We start from the raw sequence: 20,864 nt of genomic DNA on the forward strand, positions 1-20,864 counted from the left end.
GATCATGCCCTCCTGAAAATTGCCATTTGTGTTGGTGCACCAAGAAGCTGGTCAACTTCACCGATGCTCCGGAGTTCAACGCTGTATCCATAGGTAGACGCTATGCTCGCTGCCCATTGAGCGAATTCAGCTCGAGTCCATTCAAATCTATGGTCTGGATGCCGAAAGGTACCTTCTGGGAGCAAGGGGTAAAGGGAGTTGAACTCGACGTTGGGTGTGGTCACAACGACGGACCGTGGCTGTGCGTACCCAAAAACAGAGTGCTCCAGGGCCGCTAGCCGCTCCGGTTCTATATGCTCCACTACTTCCATGAGGACGGCTGCGTCAAAGTCTCTCAACCGCTCGTCAAGATAGGTGACAGACGATTGCAGCAGGCGTACGCGCTCTCTCTGTCTATCACTGAGCTCACGCAGTCTTAGACGCTCTTCAGCTCTATTGAGCATCTGCGGAGATACATCAGTGCCAACAAGCTCAGTAAAGACCGGGTCTGAGAACAATCTATGCAGTAGCGCTCCTTCGCCACAACCCATATCAACAACTTTACGAGCACCGACGTCGTGGAGTGCCTTCAATACGGCCTCAACCCTCAGGCCGCGCAGGGTCTTTCTTGCAGGCACCAGCGGGACATCGTCATCAGCTTCAGTTCCTCTTTCCTCATGGATGGGAAAAGCTACCTTCTCAGTCATACTCCTCTGATGAGCTAGATACCGCTGAGTGATTATTTCCCGATGTGGATGCGTCTCCAACCAACCTGCTCCGGCCCGCATGAGTTTTCCGACCTCATCGTCGGAGACCCAGTAATGTTTGGCGTCGTCCAAGACAGGGAGTAGAAGATATACCTGTCGTAGCGCATCACTGAGTCTAATGGTGCCGGTCAAGGTAATTCGGACGTAACTCGAGTCTCCCCAGTCGGGAAATTCTGGATTCAAAGGGACAGGAATCTCGCTCACCTCCCACCCAAGGGGCTCAAAGAGACTGCTCGCGAACCCCGGCGGGCCCATGACCGAAACCGATGAAAGTTGAATGACCAACTGTAGGGGGCTGACTGCAAGTTGTGGACGCTCCTTGCACCTTCCGCTCATGGCGGTGCTGAACACTTTCCCCAACGCAACGGACATGAGAGACGACGACACATAGGGACGGTCATTAACGTAGTGATCTAACGAGTCTCGCGTACCCACACGCAGGTGTTTGTTCCGCACCAAGTCGATGGCATCTACTTCCAGAAGTAGTGCTGCCGTGCACCGTTCACCCGAAACTTCAGGGTAGAAGACGGTGGCCACTCCACCATTAAGATCGAAGGACTGAACCTTACTTGGATTCTTATGGAGCAGATAGCCCAGGTCACTTGCGTCCGGAGCTGTGTAAGTAATTGTGACGAGCAAGTTACCCCCAAGTAGTTGCGATCTTTGCCTCACTCTACATCCGCAGCTCCAATGGTGCAGCTCGTTGCATGGACATTAACTACGCGCGTACCGCACCGCGAGTTGCCATAGGTTCCACGTGAAACATTCAGGGGATCGCTTCTTCCCCTGGAAACCAAACCTTGTCTAACTAATGGCTCACTTCCCGCCAGGACAACTGCTCATCTGGGTTTTGTAGGACGGTAGCAAGTACCACGCGCGGCGGAATTGGTCGCTGCTGGGGGTAATCACGATCCATGATTTTGGCTGACTGGCAGCTCGATGTTCGAAGAAAGCACCATCACGCCTCTGGTTTCCATGTTTCACGTGAAACGCAGGCCGGTACACCGAAGTATGGGTTTCAGTGTCGAGTACAGCACGGCAAACTAGCCTTGCAAACCCCCGCCACGCAGCCCTCTATAGTTCCGGGTGGAAGACTCCAATGAATTCATTCGCTACAACCTCATGCGGCGGGATGGGGCATTGCGGAGACATGTGAAAGCCTAGTGCCCGTCGTGGTCCACGCCAGTGCTGGATAATTTCGTCTCCTAGGAATTGCTTCCGAAAACCCATTGGATCGTGGGACAAATGTGGGACAGCCCTGTGTGTTCCTGATTCTTCAAGGATCCCAGCAGTATCAACATCGGCCTTACCTTTCTAAATTTCACTGTGACAGATTTAGTCCACGTGTTTTCACAGTGAACGACGAGAGGAGCTCGAAATGGTTAAGTATGTCCACTCCTAGACAGAGCGCGGAGTAGCCAGAGATGCCACAGGGCTCACCAGCGGGGCCAGACACTCCTCTGAGCGCCTATTGACGCCTACTGGGGCGGCGGTCGCAGGATAGGGTCAGAGTCCCTGAGATTGACGCCTGGAGCCCCATGCTCGGCTTTAGCTGGGTCATGCCAGCTCTGACTAGCTAGCCGTCTAGATGCTTGGCCTTGGCCATCACTAAGATCACACGGCTCCAATATGACGCAAATTGGTCTCTTTCAGGACATAGGGTGCGTCAAGTAGGCGGCTACACGTGTACGAATTCCACCGCACCAGGTCCTAATGCACCCGGCTGAGGCTGTATCTAGCGAGGTGTCTACGTCAATGTCTATGTCTATGTCCATCCGATATTCCAGCTCCTCAGCTGCATTCCCGATCGATTGATGAATAGCCGCACTTTACGGGCCGACCGTGCCCGAGGCGCCGCAAGTTGATGGTGAGTCACGGTAATGAGTGAGACCCTTTCAACCCGGTGCCCCGAGTCAGCGCTCACAATAGAGCAGGCTGCGTCGATGCGGGTTCTTGGCGATATCAGTCAGCGCTCAGCTGACCTAGGAAACCCAGGAACCGCAGAAGAATCGAGGGCAACTACTACCTGCAATCACATCCCACTCCACATCCCAGTGGAAATCTTCGCCCTCGTCCTTATCTGCTCGACCCGCGTACTCGATCCGAATGTCCACAGAAGAAAAGAAATATAGAGAGAAAGTTTTTCGAAACACTACATGCGGGATTGATCATGTTTCACGTGAAACACTGCAGCGGTAGCTGCATCTCGATCCGGGAGCCAATATTGCACCCATGTCCCCGACAGGAAGGTTCACGAAAATTCTTCTTAGGATCAATCCAGGGGAACCAATTAAAAGACGATGGCGGTGGTGTTTCACGTGAAACACCACCGCCACTATCGAGGAGAACTAATTTCCGCCGGGGCTCAGAACATCCATGATCCGGTTGAGGTCTTCAACGGAGGCAAATTCGATGCTAACTTTTCCCTTTCGGGCACCCAAGGAAATCTTTACATTCGTATCGAGTCTGTCAGCGAGTGAAGTTGCCAAGAAGTCCAACCGCTCATGACGCGGGCTCGGCGTTTTCGATGCAGGCTTTCGTCCATCCAATGGAGACTGGTACAGCTGGACGGCTTCCTCCGTAGCCCTGACCGACATCCCTTCGGCGACAATCTTCTGTGCGAGGTTCTCCATAGCCACCGAATCCGGCAATGCCAGCAAAGCGCGCGCGTGCCCAGCCGACAAAACACCAGCCGCGACGCGGCGCTGGACAACCGGCGGAAGCTTCAACAAACGAAGAGTGTTGGAAACCTGGGGCCGTGAACGACCTATCCGGTCTGCTAACTGTTCGTGGGTGGTGCCGAAATCCTCCAGCAACTGCTGGTATGCAGCAGCCTCTTCAAGTGGGTTGAGCTGACTGCGGTGCAGGTTTTCAAGCAGGGCATCGCGGAGCAGATTGTCATCGGAAGTATCCCTAACAATGACGGGAATAGTCGCCAAGCCTGCGGCCTGGCTGGCACGCCAGCGGCGCTCACCCATGACCAGTTCATACGGCTTATCGCCCTTTTCTGATGACTTTCGAACAACAATGGGTTGAAGAACGCCAATTTCACGTACTGAATGAACCAGTTCAGCCATATCGTCTTCATCGAAGACCGTGCGCGGCTGCTTGCGGTTGGGATGAATCTCCCCCACCGGCAATTCCATGAAAGTTGCGCCTGGAACTGCTACGAGTTCAGCGGGTTCAGCGACAGCCGGCTTCTTCGCAGCTCTAGTACCCGTTGTAGCCGGTTTGCGTCCCTTTGGTTCCGGGAAAAACAGATCTACAGGACGTGTCGGCTGACTGGAACCTGTCTCATCTCCTGAAGAGTTCGGGATCAAGGCACCCAAACCACGACCAAGACCCCTGCGCTTGTCAGTCATTGAGACATCCTCCGTTGAATAAATCCCGAATAGTGCGGGTTCTGATGAACTTCATAGTGATTTGCAACGATTCTAGCTGAGTAAAGACATTAGCTCGTGGACCGCTCAGCCAATTCGGCAGCGGCCTCGAGATAGGAAAGCGCCCCTGTTGAGGATGGGTCATAGGTCATGACCGTCTGCTGGTAGCTGGGTGCCTCTGAAATTCGGACAGAACGCGGAATCATCGCCTTCAATACCTGCTGAGGAAAGTGCTCCCTTACGTCAGCTGCGACGTGAGCCGCCAGGTTAGTGCGTCCGTCATACATGGTGAGCAAAATGGTGGACACCACCAGGTCAGAATTTAGATGCTTCTGAATCATCTCGATATTCTTCAGAAGCTGACTCAAACCCTCTAGTGCGTAGTATTCACACTGAATCGGAATCATGACCTCATTGGCTGCACAGAATGCATTGACCGTCAGGAGCCCAAGGCTTGGTGGGCAGTCAATAAAAATGAAATCGAGACGTGCTTGCCCATTTTTTTCCCGGAACTTGTCATACTCGGCGATGGCCCGGCGCAGCCGCTGCTCGCGGGCAACCAAGGAGACAAGTTCAATTTCAGCGCCGGCCAGGTGAATGGTTGCCGGGACACAATACAAATTCGCAATATCAGGGCAGTCAGCAATTACTTCTGCCATGGGTACATCATTAATGAGGACATCGTAGATACTGTCCACCTCAGCGTGGTGGGGAACGCCCAACGCTGTGGACGCATTACCCTGCGGGTCATTGTCAATGACTAGGACATGCAACCCGGCCGATGCCAGCGCTGCCGCAATATTCACGGTCGTGGTGGTCTTTCCAACGCCACCTTTTTGATTGGCAACCGTCAGAATTCGAGTCCGGGGCGGGCGGGGAAGCTTTCTCCCCAGCAGACGTTCGCGCCGCTTTGTTTCACTCACCAGCTGACTAGCAATAGGACTGCTGTCATCCAAGTCATCATCCAGTGGGCTCAAGGCGTCGACCTTTGTTTCACGTGAAACGGCATTTCCTGGACTGCGCTGGCTAAAATCAATTGAATAAGGTTGATTTGAGGCATTTGAACGTGCCGACCCCAATGTCATGAACGGAGGGATCCGTTGCGAAGCTGCTTCGCTACTGGTCACGCTGACACTCTCACTTTCCTGTGGCGATGGTTGCCAACCTCTAGCCTATCGTTTCATTCCCACAGCCGTGGGGATCAGCGCCGCTTCACCTGAACACGGACCACAGTGGTGGGCTCCACCAAGATGTCCTGACCAGCAATCAACACTTCAGTCTTGACGCCACCCAACTTCTTGAGGACCTTGCCGGCCTTGGAAATTTCTTCCTCTGCCGTACGTCCCTTGATAGCGAGGAGAACTCCCTCGCCGCCAAGCAGCGGGATGGTCAGTGGCGCCAAGGTATTCAATGCCGACACTGCACGGGCAGTGACAACCGAGCATTCGACTTTACCGATAGCTGCTTCGGCCCGTGAACGGACGATCTCCACATTGTTCAGGCCCAGATCCATGACTACTTCTTCAAGCCAGATCACACGGCGTTCAAGCGGCTCGATGAGCGTCAGGTACAGATCGGGGCGGGCAATGGCCAGACACAGCCCTGGCAGGCCAGCACCGCTGCCCACGTCGGCGACCTTGGCGCCGTCGTCAATCAATTCAGCCACAACGGCACAGTTCAGGACGTGCCGGCTCCACAAACGGGGTACTTCCCTGGGACCAATCAGCCCTCGCTCAATACCTGATGTTGCCAAGTGCTCAACATAGCGCTTGGCCAAGTCAAGACGATCGCCAAAAATGCGTTCGGCCGCAACAGCTTCTTCTGCAGTAAGTTCCACCACTATTTGTGTCCTTATAAAATTTAGGTCCCGGCTGCTCCCTTGAGGCAGCGGCCGGGACCGTTTAGTAACTCTCAAAAAACTGCGACTTAGTGCGCAGCGCTCACCACGATGTGGCGGCGGGCGCCTTCACCCTCGGACTCGGATTCCAGCCCCAACTCGGCAATGGCGTCGTGGACAATCTTGCGTTCGTAGGCTCCCATGGGTTCAAGTGCCACAGTTTCCGCACCATCTTTGATCTGGTCTGCCGCTGCCTGGGCAATCTTGGCCAGTTCAACGTTACGGCGGTCCCGATAGCCGGAAATATCCAAAACCAGTCTGGAACGGGTTTCCGTAGCTGAGAGGACACTCAAACGTGTCAGTTCCTGCAGGGCATCAAGGACTTCGCCGTCCTGGCCAACAAGGCTCTGCAATGAGTCGCTTTCTTCATCGGCAACGATCGAAATATAGGTTCGCCCATTACGGATCTCAATGTCGATATCTCCATCGATATCGGCGATGTCAAGAAGCTCTTCGAGGTAGTCGGCAGCAATGTCGCCTTCCTCTTCCAGACGGCTGGCACCGGTTTCCGCCTGAGCGGTTGCCTCTACAGGGGCTGTTGCTTCCTCAGGGACAAGTTGCGATTCTTCAGGCATTATTTCTTCTTCCTGTTCTTGCGTTGTGGCTGGTTCCGCTGGCCCTTGAGCTCAGGAGTCTCTTCAATGACTTCTTCTTCCTCAATCTTCTTCTTCGAGGCACCCAGCAGCGGCAGACCCTTGGCCTCGCGACGCTTCTGGTATTCCTTGTACGCCGGCGAACCGGGGGTGGGCATGCGGCGAATAACGAAGAACTGCTGGCCCATGGTCCACAGGTTGGTCGTGGTCCAGTAGATGAGAACACCTATGGGGAAGTTGATGCCACCAATACCGAAGACGAGCGGCAGTACATAAAGCATCATCTTCTGCTGCTTCATGAACGGGCCCTGCATGGCTTCTTCAGACATGTTCTTGGACATGATCTGCTTCTGCGTAATGAACTGTGAGGCGATCATGGCCAGAATCATGACGATCGACAGGATGGCGATCGTCGGCGTCAGGTTGCCGCCCTGGAAGGAAGGCAGCAGTGCATCGGAGAGTCGGGCACCAAAGATGGTGGCCTCATCAAACTGCACCACTTCGGCGTGGGTCAGCGCACCAATGCCCTTGCTTTCGGCGTTGGCCTTGGCCACGCCGGAAAGGACCTGGAACAGGGAGAAGAAGAACGGCATCTGGATCAGCATGGGCAGGCATGCGGAGAACGGGTTAGTTCCGTGCTCCTTGTACAGTGCCATCTGTTCCTGGCCCATGGCCTGGCGCGACAGCTGGTCGGTCTTGCCCTTGTACTTGGCCTGCAGCTTCTTCATATCCGGCTGCAATGCCTGCATGCCGCGCTGTGCCTTGATCTGCTTCACAAAAACAGGAATCAGTGCGGCACGGATAACCAGCACCAGGCCGATGATGGCCAGGGTCCAGGTTACGCCGGAGGCGCCGTCCATTCCCAGGAAGGTCAGTCCGTCATGGAACGCCAACATGATCCAGGAGACGACCCATTTGAAGGGGAACAGAATTGTATCGAAGAAGCCCATATTTCTTTATCTATCTCCTCAAGCCGCTTTGCGGCTTTGTGTTTCCTGTTGCTTAGCCAGAAATACATGTGGGTGGTTCAGCTGGACAATCAGGGGCACTGTGGACGGGTCATCCCAGTCCACAACGGCCGGTGATGGAACCGGATCCAAACCACCTGCACTCCAAGGATGGCACCTAAGCACCCGCAGTAGCGAAAACCATGTGCCCTTGACGGCGCCGTGAACAGTCACAGCCTCCAGAGCATAAGCCGAACATGACGGAAAAAACCGGCACACCTGCCCATAAGTGGGTGAGATGGCGCGCCGGTATAATTTCAAAACGATTATAAGAATATTGCGGGGAAGATGCCACAAGAAACGCACGACGGCGGGAAGCCACCTGGGTGCGTGCCCTTGAGTTTGTGAACGGGTCACAAAACATCTTCTCCTTTAGACTCGTGTGCCTTGTCTACTGTTGGTGTTGAAGGTAATGCCGAAGAGCCCGTCGACTTCGCCCACAAGCGGGTGGAGGCAACGGAAAATGCTTTTCGGTAGTCCATGACAAGGTCACTGAAGGAAGCCTGCGCGGAAACGGGCAAGGCCCGAACAACTACATTGACTCCATGTGGATGCGCCTTAATTGTCTCAACAACAATCTCCCTTAGTCTCCTTTTAACGAGATTACGGGTCACAGCGTTCCCAACAGTCTTCGCCACGATGAACCCGATCTGGCTGGGTTCATCGAGGGAAGTGGACACCATATACAACACTACGTTCCGGCGTCCATTTCGGACACCGGAACGTACAGTATGTGAGAAGTTGGCGGAAGTCCGCATTCTATTCTTGGTGGCTAGCACCTGCGATCAACCGCTACTTCACTAAGGCTCGACGAATCGCCAAGCAGTTATTGTTTAGGCCGACAGCTCTACGCGACCCTTGCCACGGCGGGCGGCCAGAATGGCGCGGCCGGCGCGGGTGCGCATACGAAGGCGGAAGCCGTGCTTCTTGGCACGACGGCGGTTGTTCGGCTGAAAAGTCCGCTTGCTCACGGTAGTTACTCCAAGACAATCAAAGATGCGCCTTGCCCGTAGCTAACAGGTAAGAAAGGGGTCGACGCTAAGTAAATGGATGCCTGCTCGATTCACTCCTCAATAAAGAGGCGCGCACGCCGAAGCGCAAAACAGACACATGGGACTTCACAACGTTAGGTCACTCAACACCCGCCAGTCAAACCGGGACAAGATATCCCAGGTTCCAAAAACATCGATTCCGTCTTCATCTGGCCCCAATAGCCCTCCGCGAAGGCCCGATGAGTGTTCATCCACAACTGTGCATAACTAGGTGGACAACTTCTGTGGATGAGGCACTGAAGAGTACACCGCTGTGATATTTATCCACAAGCACTTTCCCTCGCTATCTTCTAGCGTATCCATCCTCTAGGCTAGGCCCGTGGCAAGTTATCCACTGATGTGTATAACCCTGTGGATTACTTCGTTTTGGAGCATCTGCGCACATCAAAATTACATTTTTTCGTGTGTAACAGACGTCACGCTCAAAGTGTGTGTGAATTAAGAGATTTCTGGCCCAACGGCCAGCGGTAAGGATGGAAAGGTCAATGAGCACTGAGGACATCAACGACGTAGGCAGTTCCTGGCGGCGAGTCATTCGGATTCTGGAACAGGACGAACGGGTTTCTCCCCGGCAACGTGGTTTTGTGGTTCTCACCCAGCCTCAAGGACTGATTGGCAACACCTTGTTGGTAGCAGTTCCCAACGAACTCACCCGCGAAGTACTTCAAAACCAACTCCACACTGCATTGAGCAACGCTCTCTCTCAGGTTTTTTCCGAGGAAATCAGTTGTGCCTTCAGCGTCAACGCTGATCTTGTCCCACCAGCTAAGGAAGAAGAGCCTGTCCCTGCCCCGGCTCCGTCCCGGAGTGAAAACATCACCCGCGCCGAGCCTGTGGAACATATTTCTAAGCCGTCCCCGATGTTGCCCAGCACTTCTCAGGAGTTTGGCCGTCTGAATCCGAAGTATGTTTTTGATTCCTTCGTGATTGGTGCCTCCAACCGATTTGCCCACGCAGCTGCGGTTGCGGTGGCTGAGGCCCCCGCAAAGGCTTACAACCCGTTGTTCATCTACGGCGATTCGGGTCTGGGTAAAACCCACCTATTGCATGCCATCGGCCACTACGCCCGCCGTCTCTACACGGGTATCCGAGTGCGCTATGTGAACTCTGAGGAGTTCACCAACGACTTCATTAACTCCATCCGCGACGATGAAGGCGCCAGTTTCAAGCAGCTATACCGCAACGTGGACATTCTCCTGATTGACGATATTCAGTTCTTGGCCAATAAGGACGCCACCCAGGAAGAGTTCTTCCATACCTTCAACGCCCTGCACAATCACAACAAGCAGGTCGTTATCACCTCTGATCTGCCGCCGAAGCGTCTACAAGGGTTTGAAGAACGCATGCGTTCACGGTTTGAGTGGGGTCTGCTCACCGATGTGCAGCCGCCAGAATTGGAGACTCGCATTGCCATTTTGCGCAAGAAGGCCATTGGAGAAGGTCTGTCTGCTCCGGATGATGCTCTGGAATACATCGCCTCAAAGATCTCCACGAACATCCGTGAACTTGAAGGCGCCCTCATCCGTGTGACGGCTTTTGCCAGCTTGAACCGCCAGCCTGTGGATGTTGGTCTGGCAGAGCTGGTCTTGAAGGATCTGATCACTGATGACGGCGCACAGGAGATCACATCCACCGCAATCCTTGGTCAGACAGCCGCCTATTTCAACATTTCCTTGGAAGAGCTGTGTAGCAAGTCCCGAACTAGGACGCTTGTCACCGCGCGCCAGATTGCCATGTACCTCTGCCGTGAGCTTACTGACATGTCCTTGCCCAAGATTGGCCAGGAATTTGGTGGACGAGACCACACGACAGTGATCCACGCAGATCGAAAGATCCGGGAATTGATGGCTGAACGACGCGCCATCTACAACCAGGTCACTGAGCTCACTAACAAGATCAAACAGCAGCAGCGCGAGGGATAACCCGCGCAGCGGGTAAAAAATCTGAGAAATTAACAGCTGTGGATAAGTCTGTGGATTACTCGGGTACAACCATCACCAACCTGCGGATAACTCCACGTCCCCCTGTGGATCATTAAAACCGCCGAAAAAGTTCTCCACTTCTCCTCACAGCCTCAAGCGGGCTAGCCCCACAGCCTGTGCACAGCCAACTTCGCCTAGACCCCGTGGCCAGAAGCACTTATCCACAGTATCCACAGGACTTATTAACACTACGAACTACAAGAATCTTTCGTTTCAAACAACATTCACCTTCTGCTTCAACCTGCCCGGCAACGAGCCTTGACCAATGCCCAAATGGGCTGGTCAAGGGGCTAAGCTATCTCCAAGCATGTAATTTCATTCATGGGTCACCTCCTAAGGGATATGACCCAACGCATCACCAAAATTTTTCGCACCATGAAAGGCGGCACCCTTCCGTGAAGTTCCGAGTCGAACGGGATGTTCTGACCGAAGCAGTCAGCTGGGCCGCACGATCCTTGTCTCCACGTCCTCCTGTTCCGGTCCTCTCAGGACTGTTGCTGAAAGCTGAAGCCGGCACCTTGAGCCTGGCCAGTTTTGACTACGAGATCTCTGCGCGTCTGCAAATCCCTGCAGATATCACTGAGGAAGGGACCATTTTGGTCTCTGGACGGCTACTGGCGGATATTTGCCGCAGCCTTCCAGCTGCGCCCGTGGATATTGAAACCGACGGCACTAAAGTCACCTTGACCTGCCGCAGCAGCCGTTTCCACTTGGCCACCATGCCTGTCAATGACTATCCAGAACTCCCAGCGCTGCCTGATATCAGCGGAACTGTTGATGGAGAAGCCTTTGCCCAGGCTGTTTCTCAGGTCATTATCGCCTCAAGCAAAGATGACACCTTGCCTGTTCTCACAGGCGTAAAAATGGAAATTGAAGGCGACCTGATCACACTTCTGGCTACCGATAGGTACCGGCTGGCACTGCGCGAAGTTCGTTGGAGTCCTTCCACCCCCAACATTTCCGCTGGTGCCCTCATCAAGGCCAAAACTCTCAGTGAAGTCGCTAAAACATTGGGCAGTTCAGGCAATATCAACATTGCGCTCTCGGGTAACAGCGAGCTCATTGGTTTCGAAAGTGGCGGTCGTCGCACAACGTCGTTGCTGGTGGACGGGGAATACCCGAAAATCCGTTCACTTTTCCCTGACACCACACCGATTTACGCAACTGTCGAGACACATGCCCTGGCAGAAGCAGTCCGCCGCGTCTCACTCGTTGCCGAACGCAACACTCCAGTTCGTCTCATCTTCACGGACGGTCAACTCACCCTCGATGCGGGTACAGGCGAAGACGCACAGGCCTCTGAAAATCTCGAAGCTACACTGGTTGGTGAAGAAATCACCGTCGCTTTCAACCCGCACTACCTCAGCGAAGGTCTGAGCGCCTTTGACAGCAAATACGTTCGGTTCTCATTCACCTCGGCTCCTAAACCAGCCATGATCAATGCTCAGGATGACATTGATGGTGAACGCCGTGACGAATACCGTTACCTGGTTATGCCGGTGAGGTTGCCTTCTCAGTAGTTGCCCCGCTGCCATTCCACCATCAGCTGCAAGACCACGGAAGAGAGAAAAAACGTGCATATTGGACTTGTTGGACTAGGAAAGATGGGCTTCAACATGAGAGCCCGCCTGCGCGCAGCAGGAATCGAGGTCACTGGATTTGACCGAAATCCGGAGGTCACCGATGTGGCTTCCATGCAGGAACTAGTCGCAGCAGTTCCTGCACCGCGGCTCATTTGGGTGATGGTCCCCTCCGGCGATATCACCGAAGCAGTCATCACTGAACTTTCAGAACTGTTGGAATCTGGAGATTTGCTTGTTGACGGCGGAAATTCACGGTTTACCGAGGATCAAAAGCACGGCGAAATGCTTGCTTCCAAGGGCATATCTTTCATGGACGTTGGTGTTTCTGGAGGAGTTTGGGGTCTCGAGAATGGTTACGGACTCATGGCTGGTGGCGCTCCAGAAGACGTGGAGCGGGCACTGCCTGTCCTAGACGCTCTGCGTCCCGAGGGTGAGCGGGCCGACAGCTTTGTGCACGTTGGCGGAATTGGTGCCGGTCACTACGCCAAAATGGTTCACAACGGTATCGAGTATGGCCTGATGCAGGCCTACGCAGAGGGCTACGAACTGCTGGCCAAAAAAGATATCATTCAGGACTTGCCGGGAACTTTCCGTGCGTGGCAAAAGGGTACCGTCGTGCGTTCTTGGCTCTTGGATTTGATGGTCAAGGCATTGGATGAAGATCCTGGTCTGGAATCCATTGACGATTACGTCGAAGATTCCGGTGAAGGACGCTGGACTGTCGAGGAAGCCATCGCCAATGCCGTGCCGGCCCCGGCCATTACGGCGGCTCTCTTTGCCAGGTTCTCTTCGCGTGAAGACAATTCCCCTGCCATGAAAATGGTCTCCGCTCTCCGCCACCAGTTCGGCGGCCACGCAACAAAACCAGCCAGTCCCAGCATTGAATAAATCAGCTTTCCATGTATCTTGAACACCTTTCTCTGACCGATTTTCGTAGTTATGCGCAGGTTGACCTGACACTGACGCCAGGAGTGACTGTCCTGGTTGGTTCAAATGGTTTGGGTAAAACCAATCTCGTAGAAGCGATCGGCTATTTGGCCACGCTCTCCTCTCACCGGGTGAGCCAGGATGGTCCGCTACTGCGTTTTGGTACCGAGGTGGCTCTCATCCGTGCTCAGCTGGTGCGGGGCGAACAAAAAGTTATGGTCGAGGTCGAAATTAACGCGACTCGCGCCAATCGGGCACGCATCAACCGGGCAAATCCTGTCCGAGCTCGCGACATTCTGGGTCTTTGTCGGACGGTACTTTTTGCTCCCGAGGACTTAGCTCTCGTCAAGGGTGATCCTGGAAACCGTCGCCGGTTCTTGGATGATCTGTTGGTGGTGCTTATGCCCAAACACGCGGGGACCCGCAGCGACTACGATCGTGTACTCAAACAGCGCAACGCCTTACTGAAGTCTGCCCGGTCGCAACATTTTTCTCGGTCCGGGGTTTCAGAATCTCACCTCGCGACGCTAGACGTTTGGGACCAGCACATGGCTATGGCCGCAGCCCAGCTGCTCTTGGCACGGCTTGACCTGCTCAACCGTCTGCGCCCCCATATGGCTGAGGCGTATGCCCAGCTCACCGACGGTTCCAAAATAATGCGTGCGCTGTATCGCAGTAATTTGGACCAAGAAATTCCTACTGAGCCGCAGGAATCGGGGTATCAGGACATGTCCGACGGCGTCTCCTCCGATCCTTTCGGAGAACCAAATGGTGGGGTGCTTCCGGAGATCCCTGATGGGGAGGATCTTTCCCTGTGCACGCTTGAGGAACTCGCCGAAAGGTACCGCGCTGAGCTCGTGGCATCCCGAACCCGAGAACTGGAACGCGGAATGTCGCTGGTGGGACCGCACCGGGATGAATTGGATCTGCTGTTGGGCAACGCCCCGGCCAGAGGCTATGCCTCGCACGGAGAGTCGTGGTCCATTGCCTTAGCACTGCGTTTGGCCTCTTTCCACGTGTTGGATGAGGACAAACATGTGGCAGGTAATCAGCCAATTTTGATCCTTGACGATGTTTTTGCCGAGTTGGATGCCCAACGGCGCCGCAAATTGGCACTCATGGTAGGAGCTGCCGAGCAGGTTTTGGTGACAGCCGCCGTGGGAGAAGACATCCCCGAAGAATTGTCAGGGTCTACCATTCAGGTCATTCCCGGCGGCGTGATTTTCGATGAGTGAGACGTCTGCAGGAAAATCTGCAAACGATCCAACCGGAAAGAAAGGCAGCCGTGAAGCTGCCGCACATGATCATGCCACTGAAGTGGATGCAGCCCAGGCAGCCCTCAACCGCATGCGGACCATAGCGAAAAGTCGTGGTGAACTGCGGATTGCCAGGAACCGTTTAGGCGAGAAAACCACGCCGAAGAATAAACGCAAACCATTTATGGATGCCAAATACGGTGGTGGCAGGGATCCCCAAGGACTGGGAAATGTTGTCAGCCGGCTCGTCTCGGATCGAGGGTGGAGTTCTCCTCTAGCAGTTGGTTCTGTGATGGCTCAATGGGATGCTTTGGTAGGTCCTGAGATTGCAGGGCATTGCAGGCCTGAAAGCTTTGAGGCCACCACGTTACATGTCAGATGTGACTCCACCAGCTGGGCAACTCAGCTGCGGCTCCTCTCATCATCACTGCTGGCAAAATTTGATGAAGAACTGGGACATGGGGTGGTCAGCAAGATTATGGTTTTGGGACCGGCTGCACCGAGTTGGCGCAAGGGATTTCGGCATGTCAAGGGACGTGGGCCCAGAGACACTTACGGCTAGCAGCACCCGAAGTGGGAAAACTTGCCAAGGCGCTGTAGGGCGTTTCAAACCCCAAGGACCGTACATCCCCTTAAAGAAAGCCAATCGATTCCGTTCTAAGCCGGTTTTCTCGGCTTTCAGGGCAGGTTGAGACGCCATATGGGTCCGTCGCAAGGTAGAATCTGACTATAACCGTCTCTCCGCGGCGCTGTGATAAGGTTTCAGGTTTTCGTTGGGAGCGGTATTTATCTGCCTTCAACGAGGTCAAAGCACGGGAGACGCCAGTCTGCCCGTCCCCGAGGTTGGCAACCGAGCTGAACAATTAGAGGGGTCGAACGCGCCTGTGACGACGAACAATTCGGATAGTGCCGTGAATCCAGAGCCGGATAGCACGGAGCCAAGCGCGGAAGTGAACACCGCAACACCGTCCGCGCCAGCCGATACTAGCCACTACGATGCCAGCGACATCACTGTTTTGGAGGGCTTGGCAGCCGTCCGTAAACGTCCCGGTATGTACATTGGCTCCACGGGCATGCGTGGTCTGCATCATTTGGTCTATGAAGTTGTTGACAACTCTGTGGATGAGGCCCTGGCCGGCTACTGCGACCACATCGAGATCACCTTGACCGCCGAGGGTGGCGTCAAAGTAGTAGACAACGGGCGTGGTATTCCCGTCGATATTCACCCCACTGAGGGTAAGCCGACGGTTGAAGTGGTCATGACCATCCTGCACGCCGGGGGTAAATTCGGTGGCGGGGGTTACGCGGTTTCTGGCGGTCTGCACGGCGTGGGTATCTCCGTCGTTAACGCCCTTTCCCGCAAGGTTGATACTGAGATTCGACGACAAGGCTTTGTCTGGCGGATGAGTTTTGCCGACGGCGGCAAGCCGCAGGGCACCCTGGTCAAGGGTGAAACCACCACCGAGACAGGGACCACCCAGACGTTCTACCCGGACCCCACCATCTTTGAATCGGTGGAGTTTGAATTCGAGACTCTTCGTGCGCGCTTCCAGCAGATGGCCTTCCTCAACAAGGGCCTGAAGATCACGCTCTCCGACGAGCGCGTGGTTGCTAGCTCCGATGATGACGAAGTGGATCTAGACGCAATCCCCGAGGGTAAAGACCTTGCCACCGGCAAACGGGTTGTGATTTACCAGTACAAGGATGGACTGCTTGACTACGTCAAGCATTTGAACACCTCAAAGAAGTACGAGCCCGTTCATGAGGACGTCATCGCTTTTGAAACTGAGGATGCAGGTCGGAGCATGGCCGTGGAAATCGCCATGCAGTGGACCACATCCTTCTCCGAGAGCGTCCACACTTATGCCAACACCATCAACACGCATGAAGGTGGAACGCATGAGGAAGGTTTCCGGGCGGCTATGACGTCTCTGATCAATCGCTATGCGCGTGAGAAGAGCATCATCAAGGAAAAGGACGACAACCTCACCGGTGATGACATCCGTGAAGGCCTCACAGCCGTTATTTCCGTGAAGCTCTCCGAACCCCAGTTTGAGGGTCAGACCAAAACTAAGCTCGGTAACTCGGAAGTCAAGGGATTCGTTCAGCGTGTAGTCACCGACGGACTCGGCGATTGGCTCGAGCGTAACCCGGGCCCGGCCCGCGACGTGATTCGCAAGTCAATCCAGGCCTCCATGGCCAGGTTGGCTGCCCGCAAGGCCCGCGAAAGCACACGCCGTAAGGGTCTGCTCGAATCCGGCGGAATGCCAGGGAAGCTCAAGGACTGCCAGTCCAAGGACCCGGCGTTGTCGGAAATTTACATCGTGGAGGGTGACTCCGCAGGCGGCTCCGCCGTGCGCGGACGCAACCCAACAACACAAGCAATTTTGCCCCTGCGTGGAAAGATCCTCAACGTCGAACGTGCACGCTTGGACCGGGCCTTGGGAAACGCCGAAGTTCAGGCCATGATCACCGCGTTTGGTGCAGGCATTGGCGAGGACTTCGATGTCAACAAGGCTCGGTACCACAAGATCGTGTTGATGGCCGATGCCGATGTTGATGGCCAACACATCACTACCTTGTTGCTGACGCTGCTGTTCCGTTACATGCGCCCGCTCATTGAAAACGGCTATGTGTACTTGGCTCAGCCGCCGCTGTACCGGATCAAGTGGTCTAATGCGCCCCACGACTATGTGTTCAGCGACAAGGAACGTGACGCGGCTCTTGCCTCTGGCGCTGCAGCCGGGCGTCGTATCCCCAAGGACAACGGTATCCAGCGCTACAAGGGTTTGGGCGAGATGGACTACTCGGAATTGTGGGACACCACCATGGATCCGGCCCACCGCACTCTCCTGCAGGTCACTATGGAGGACGCGGCAGAGGTTGACCAGGTTTTCTCCACCCTCATGGGTGAAGACGTGGAATCCCGACGTAACTTCATTCAACAAAACGCCAAGGATGTCAGGTTCCTCGACATCTAGCCCGGGCTAGGCATAGCCCGCTAGTTATAGAGACAACCCGACATATATCGCGAATGGAATACATAAGATTATGAGCGAAGAAACACCGCAGAATCCGCAGGAACCCACGGTGGAAGACACCAGTGCAGAGATCCTCGAAGGCAATCTGCTGCATGACAAAGTAGAACAAATTGATCTCCAGCAGGAGATGAAACGCTCCTACTTGGACTACGCCATGGCCGTCATTGTGGGCCGTGCACTTCCTGACGTCCGTGACGGACTGAAGCCTGTGCACCGCCGCGTGCTGTACGCCATGTTCGACGGCGGTTACCGCCCCGAGCGCTCCTTCAACAAGTGTGCCCGCGTTGTTGGTGAAGTTATGGGCCAATACCACCCCCACGGTGACAGTTCCATTTATGATGCCTTGGTGCGTTTGATTCAAGACTGGACCATGCGTTACCCCTTGGCCCTGGGGCAGGGAAACTTTGGTTCTCCCGGTAACGATGGCGCGGCCGCACCTCGATACACGGAAACAAAAATGGCCCCGCTGGCCATGGAAATGGTTCGAGACATCGACGAAGAAACAGTCGATTTCCAGGACAACTACGACGGTAAGAATCAAGAGCCCACGATTCTGCCCGCACGTTTCCCCAACCTGCTGGTGAATGGTTCCTCCGGTATCGCCGTGGGTATGGCCACCAACATTCCGCCCCACAACCTACGTGAGGTTGCCGAGGGTGTGCAGTGGTACCTGGCAAACCCGACGGTAAGCCGTGAGGAACTTCTTGAGGCGCTCATTGAACGCATCAAGGGACCCGATTTCCCGACAGGCGCTCAAATCCTGGGCCGCAAGGGTATCGAGGATGCCTACCGCACCGGACGCGGTTCCATCACCATGCGTGCCGTTGTCAACGTTGAGGAAATTCAGGGTCGCACCTGCTTGGTTGTTACCGAGCTGCCGTTCCAGGCAAACCCGGACAACCTAGCCATAAAGATCGCTGACCTGGTCAAGGACGGCAAGATTTCTGGCATCGCCGATATGCGCGATGAAACCTCGGGCCGTACCGGTCAGCGCTTGGTCATTGTCCTCAAGCGTGACGCGGTTGCCAAGGTTGTTTTGAATAACCTGTACAAGCACACTCAGCTGCAGGAAAACTTCAGCGCCAACATGTTGGCGATTGTGGACGGTGTCCCCCGCACTCTTCCGCTGGATGCGTTCATTCGCCACTGGGTCACGCACCAGATGGATGTCATCGTTCGGCGTACCCGTTTCCGTCTGCGCAAGGCTGAAGAAGAAGCTCATATTCAGCGTGCACTGCTGAAAGCGTTAGATGCTCTGGATGCGGTCATTGCGCTGATTCGTCGTTCCAGCACTACCGAAGAAGCCCGTGACGGGCTGATCGAGTTGCTCGACATCGATGAGATCCAGGCCAAGGCCATTTTGGACATGCAGCTGCGACGTTTGGCTGCCTTGGAGCACCAGAAGATCACGGACCGCTTCAACGTCCTGGAAACCATGATCACAGAGTTCAACCGCATCCTGGCAGATCCGGAAGTTCAGCGCGGCATCGTCAGCGAAGAACTCGCTGAGATCACAGCCCGCTTTGGTGACTATCGTCGTACCGAGATCATGATGGGTTACGACCCCAACATGAGCATGGAAGACCTCATCCCTGAAGAAGAAATGGTTGTCACCATCACCCGCGGTGGTTATGTCAAGCGCACCCGTAGCGATAACTACCGCACACAGCACCGCGGCGGCAAGGGTGTCAAGGGCGCGCAACTGCGTGGGGACGACGTCGTCGAACATTTCTTTGTCACGACCACACACCACTGGCTGCTGTTCTTCACTAACTTGGGCCGCGTGTACCGGGCTAAGGCCTATGAACTTGCCGAGGCAGGTCGTGATGCCAAGGGCCAGCACGTCGCGAACCTGTTGGCGTTCCAGCCCGACGAGAAGATCGCCCAGGTCATGGAGCTCAAGGACTACCAGCAGTCTCCCTACCTGGTGTTGGCCACGAAGAATGGACTGGTTAAAAAGACTTCACTTGAGGACTACGACACCAACCGCTCTGCCGGCGTCATTGCCATCAACCTGCGCGACGGCGACGAACTCGTCTCCGCTCAGCTGGTTTCTGATTCTGATGACTTGTTGCTGGTTTCCCGCAAGGGACAGTCCATCAGGTTCACGGCCACCAACGAGGCCCTTCGGCCCATGGGTCGGGCCACCTCGGGTGTCACGGGTATGAAGTTCCGTGACTTCGATGAGCTACTGGCTGCCAACGTCGTTACTGACGATTCCTTTGTGTTCATTGTCACAGAAGGCGGCTACGCCAAGCGCACGGCCGTTGAAGAGTACCGCTTGCAGGGACGAGGCGGCCTGGGAATCAAGGTTGCCAAGCTCGTGGAAGACCGTGGAGACCTGGTCGGGGCCTTGATTGTCCAAGAGGATGACGAGGTTCTGGTGGTGATGAGTGGCGGAAAGGTGGTTCGCTCCAACGTGTCCGAGGTGCCCGCCAAGGGACGCGACACCATGGGCGTTATCTTCGCTAAACCCGACAAGAACGACAAGATCATTGAGGTTGCGCGCAATAGCGAGCGGGGCCTTGACGACGATGAAGAATTGTCGGAAATTGAAGCTCCGCAAAGCCCCGAGACCACTTCTAACAGTGATTCCGAGGGAAACCAACAGATTGATGAAGTACCGTTAACGGGTCAAGACGGATCAACTGGAGGTACCGATTGAGCACCAACAACCCGATTCCGCGGCCCGGTTCCGCACCCAGGGTAGGTGCACCTGCCCGCCCCGCACAGCGCCCCACCAGCGCTCCGGCGGCAGGAGCGGCCACGGCGAAGCGCCCGGCATCCAAGACGCCGGCACCCAAGACGCCGGCACCCAAGACGCCGGCGCCCAAAACGCCGGCGCCCAAAACGCCTCCGGCGCTGGTGAAGCCCGCGCCTAAGGCCAAAGCGCGGCGTGCGCGCCTGCTGATTAGCAAGGTTGATCCGTGGTCAGTGCTGAAGATGGCGTTCTTGCTGTCGGTAGCGCTGGGCATTGTGACTGTGGTTGCCGCGATTGTGCTGTGGTCACTGCTGGACACAATGGGCCTCTTTGAAACGGTCAACGCCTTCATTAACGAGATTCAAGGCAAAGAGGGCGGGGTTCCCTTCGACCTGCTGACCATTGTTTCGCTGGGACAGGTAGCCTCCTTCTCCACGATTGTTGCCGTGGTCAATGTTGTGTTGTTAACCACACTTTCGGTGCTTTCGGCCGTGCTCTACAACATCTCGGCCACCTTGGTGGGCGGCATTGGTGTCACCCTGACGGATGATTAAGAAGCAAAAAATCACGGATTTTGGCTAAAAGTCCTTGACATTTGCGTCCATTATTCAAAATCGGCGGGTTCGTAGAAACCTTTGGACCCGCCGATTTTGGACTTTGGGAATGTGTGGGGTAAAGTTTTATCTCGGCCCGATGAGG

The 20,864-nt window shown here is 55.1% G+C and carries 17 protein-coding genes; 8 read left to right on the forward strand and 9 right to left on the reverse strand.

The features are described 5' to 3' along the window. Positions 1-2: 2 nt before the first annotated feature. The 9 genes from AB0P14_RS15550 to rpmH form a co-directional block, all read right to left on the reverse strand. Positions 3-1,418, reverse strand: a complete 1,416-nt coding sequence (locus AB0P14_RS15550; RefSeq protein WP_363844191.1) for a 3' terminal RNA ribose 2'-O-methyltransferase Hen1 — start codon at positions 1,416-1,418, stop codon at positions 3-5. Between the two features lie 1,676 nt (positions 1,419-3,094). Beyond that, the gene (locus tag AB0P14_RS15555) at positions 3,095-4,108 is read right to left on the reverse strand and encodes a ParB/RepB/Spo0J family partition protein (protein ID WP_363844194.1); all 1,014 of its coding nucleotides are present in this window, start codon (positions 4,106-4,108) and stop codon (positions 3,095-3,097) included. Between the two features lie 89 nt (positions 4,109-4,197). Continuing rightward, positions 4,198-5,253, reverse strand: coding sequence for a ParA family protein (locus tag AB0P14_RS15560; protein ID WP_363844197.1), 1,056 nt, complete (start codon positions 5,251-5,253; stop codon positions 4,198-4,200). Between the two features lie 74 nt (positions 5,254-5,327). Next, positions 5,328-5,966, reverse strand: a complete 639-nt coding sequence (gene rsmG / locus AB0P14_RS15565) for a 16S rRNA (guanine(527)-N(7))-methyltransferase RsmG (RefSeq protein WP_363844200.1) — start codon at positions 5,964-5,966, stop codon at positions 5,328-5,330. A gap of 86 nt (positions 5,967-6,052) precedes the next feature. Beyond that, positions 6,053-6,598: a R3H domain-containing nucleic acid-binding protein gene (locus AB0P14_RS15570; protein ID WP_363844203.1), complete on the reverse strand. Its 546-nt coding sequence runs from the start codon at positions 6,596-6,598 to the stop codon at positions 6,053-6,055. After that, the gene (yidC, locus tag AB0P14_RS15575) at positions 6,598-7,566 is read right to left on the reverse strand and encodes a membrane protein insertase YidC (RefSeq protein ID WP_363844206.1); all 969 of its coding nucleotides are present in this window, start codon (positions 7,564-7,566) and stop codon (positions 6,598-6,600) included. The genes AB0P14_RS15570 and yidC overlap by 1 nt, the downstream gene beginning before the upstream one ends. An 18-nt stretch (positions 7,567-7,584) precedes the next feature. Then, entirely contained in the window at positions 7,585-7,980 is a 396-nt protein-coding gene (gene yidD, locus AB0P14_RS15580) for a membrane protein insertion efficiency factor YidD (RefSeq protein ID WP_363844208.1), read from the reverse strand. Next, complete coding sequence (gene rnpA, locus AB0P14_RS15585) at positions 7,977-8,402, reverse strand: ribonuclease P protein component (protein WP_363844211.1); 426 nt, start codon at positions 8,400-8,402, stop codon at positions 7,977-7,979. Before rnpA ends, yidD begins: the two co-directional genes overlap by 4 nt. Before the next feature lie 54 nt (positions 8,403-8,456). After that, complete coding sequence (gene rpmH / locus AB0P14_RS15590; protein WP_011776797.1) at positions 8,457-8,594, reverse strand: 50S ribosomal protein L34; 138 nt, start codon at positions 8,592-8,594, stop codon at positions 8,457-8,459. A 566-nt stretch (positions 8,595-9,160) separates the two neighbouring features. On the opposite strand from rpmH, the gene dnaA reads away from it, so the two are divergent. The 8 genes from dnaA to AB0P14_RS15630 all read left to right on the forward strand — a co-directional run bounded on the left by dnaA (position 9,161) and on the right by AB0P14_RS15630 (position 20,719). Continuing rightward, positions 9,161-10,597: a chromosomal replication initiator protein DnaA gene (gene dnaA, locus AB0P14_RS15595; RefSeq protein WP_363844216.1), complete on the forward strand. Its 1,437-nt coding sequence runs from the start codon at positions 9,161-9,163 to the stop codon at positions 10,595-10,597. A gap of 455 nt (positions 10,598-11,052) precedes the next feature. Then, the gene (dnaN, locus tag AB0P14_RS15600) at positions 11,053-12,177 is read left to right on the forward strand and encodes a DNA polymerase III subunit beta (RefSeq protein WP_363844219.1); all 1,125 of its coding nucleotides are present in this window, start codon (positions 11,053-11,055) and stop codon (positions 12,175-12,177) included. A gap of 54 nt (positions 12,178-12,231) precedes the next feature. Next, positions 12,232-13,128 (forward strand): phosphogluconate dehydrogenase (NAD(+)-dependent, decarboxylating), encoded by an 897-nt coding sequence (gene gnd / locus AB0P14_RS15605; RefSeq protein ID WP_363844222.1) that lies wholly within the window; start codon positions 12,232-12,234, stop codon positions 13,126-13,128. Between the two features lie 11 nt (positions 13,129-13,139). Beyond that, positions 13,140-14,402 carry a DNA replication/repair protein RecF gene (recF, locus tag AB0P14_RS15610; RefSeq protein ID WP_363844225.1) on the forward strand — a complete coding sequence of 421 codons (1,263 nt, stop codon included), beginning with the start codon at positions 13,140-13,142 and terminating at the stop codon, positions 14,400-14,402. Continuing rightward, positions 14,395-14,985, forward strand: a complete 591-nt coding sequence (locus AB0P14_RS15615) for a DciA family protein (RefSeq protein WP_363844228.1) — start codon at positions 14,395-14,397, stop codon at positions 14,983-14,985. Before recF ends, AB0P14_RS15615 begins: the two co-directional genes overlap by 8 nt. A gap of 388 nt (positions 14,986-15,373) precedes the next feature. Next, a complete protein-coding gene (gene gyrB / locus AB0P14_RS15620) occupies positions 15,374-17,404 on the forward strand; it encodes a DNA topoisomerase (ATP-hydrolyzing) subunit B (protein WP_363844231.1) in 2,031 nt (676 codons plus the stop codon). Positions 17,405-17,474: 70 nt separating this feature from the next. Further along, on the forward strand, positions 17,475-20,129 hold the full coding sequence (gene gyrA, locus AB0P14_RS15625) for a DNA gyrase subunit A (protein WP_363844234.1): 2,655 nt from the start codon (positions 17,475-17,477) through the stop codon (positions 20,127-20,129). Next, positions 20,126-20,719, forward strand: coding sequence for a DUF3566 domain-containing protein (locus AB0P14_RS15630; protein ID WP_363844237.1), 594 nt, complete (start codon positions 20,126-20,128; stop codon positions 20,717-20,719). The genes gyrA and AB0P14_RS15630 overlap by 4 nt, the downstream gene beginning before the upstream one ends. Positions 20,720-20,864 lie beyond the last annotated feature (145 nt).

Source organism: Specibacter sp. NPDC078709, from assembly GCF_040686795.1.
GTDB lineage: Bacteria > Actinomycetota > Actinomycetes > Actinomycetales > Micrococcaceae > Specibacter.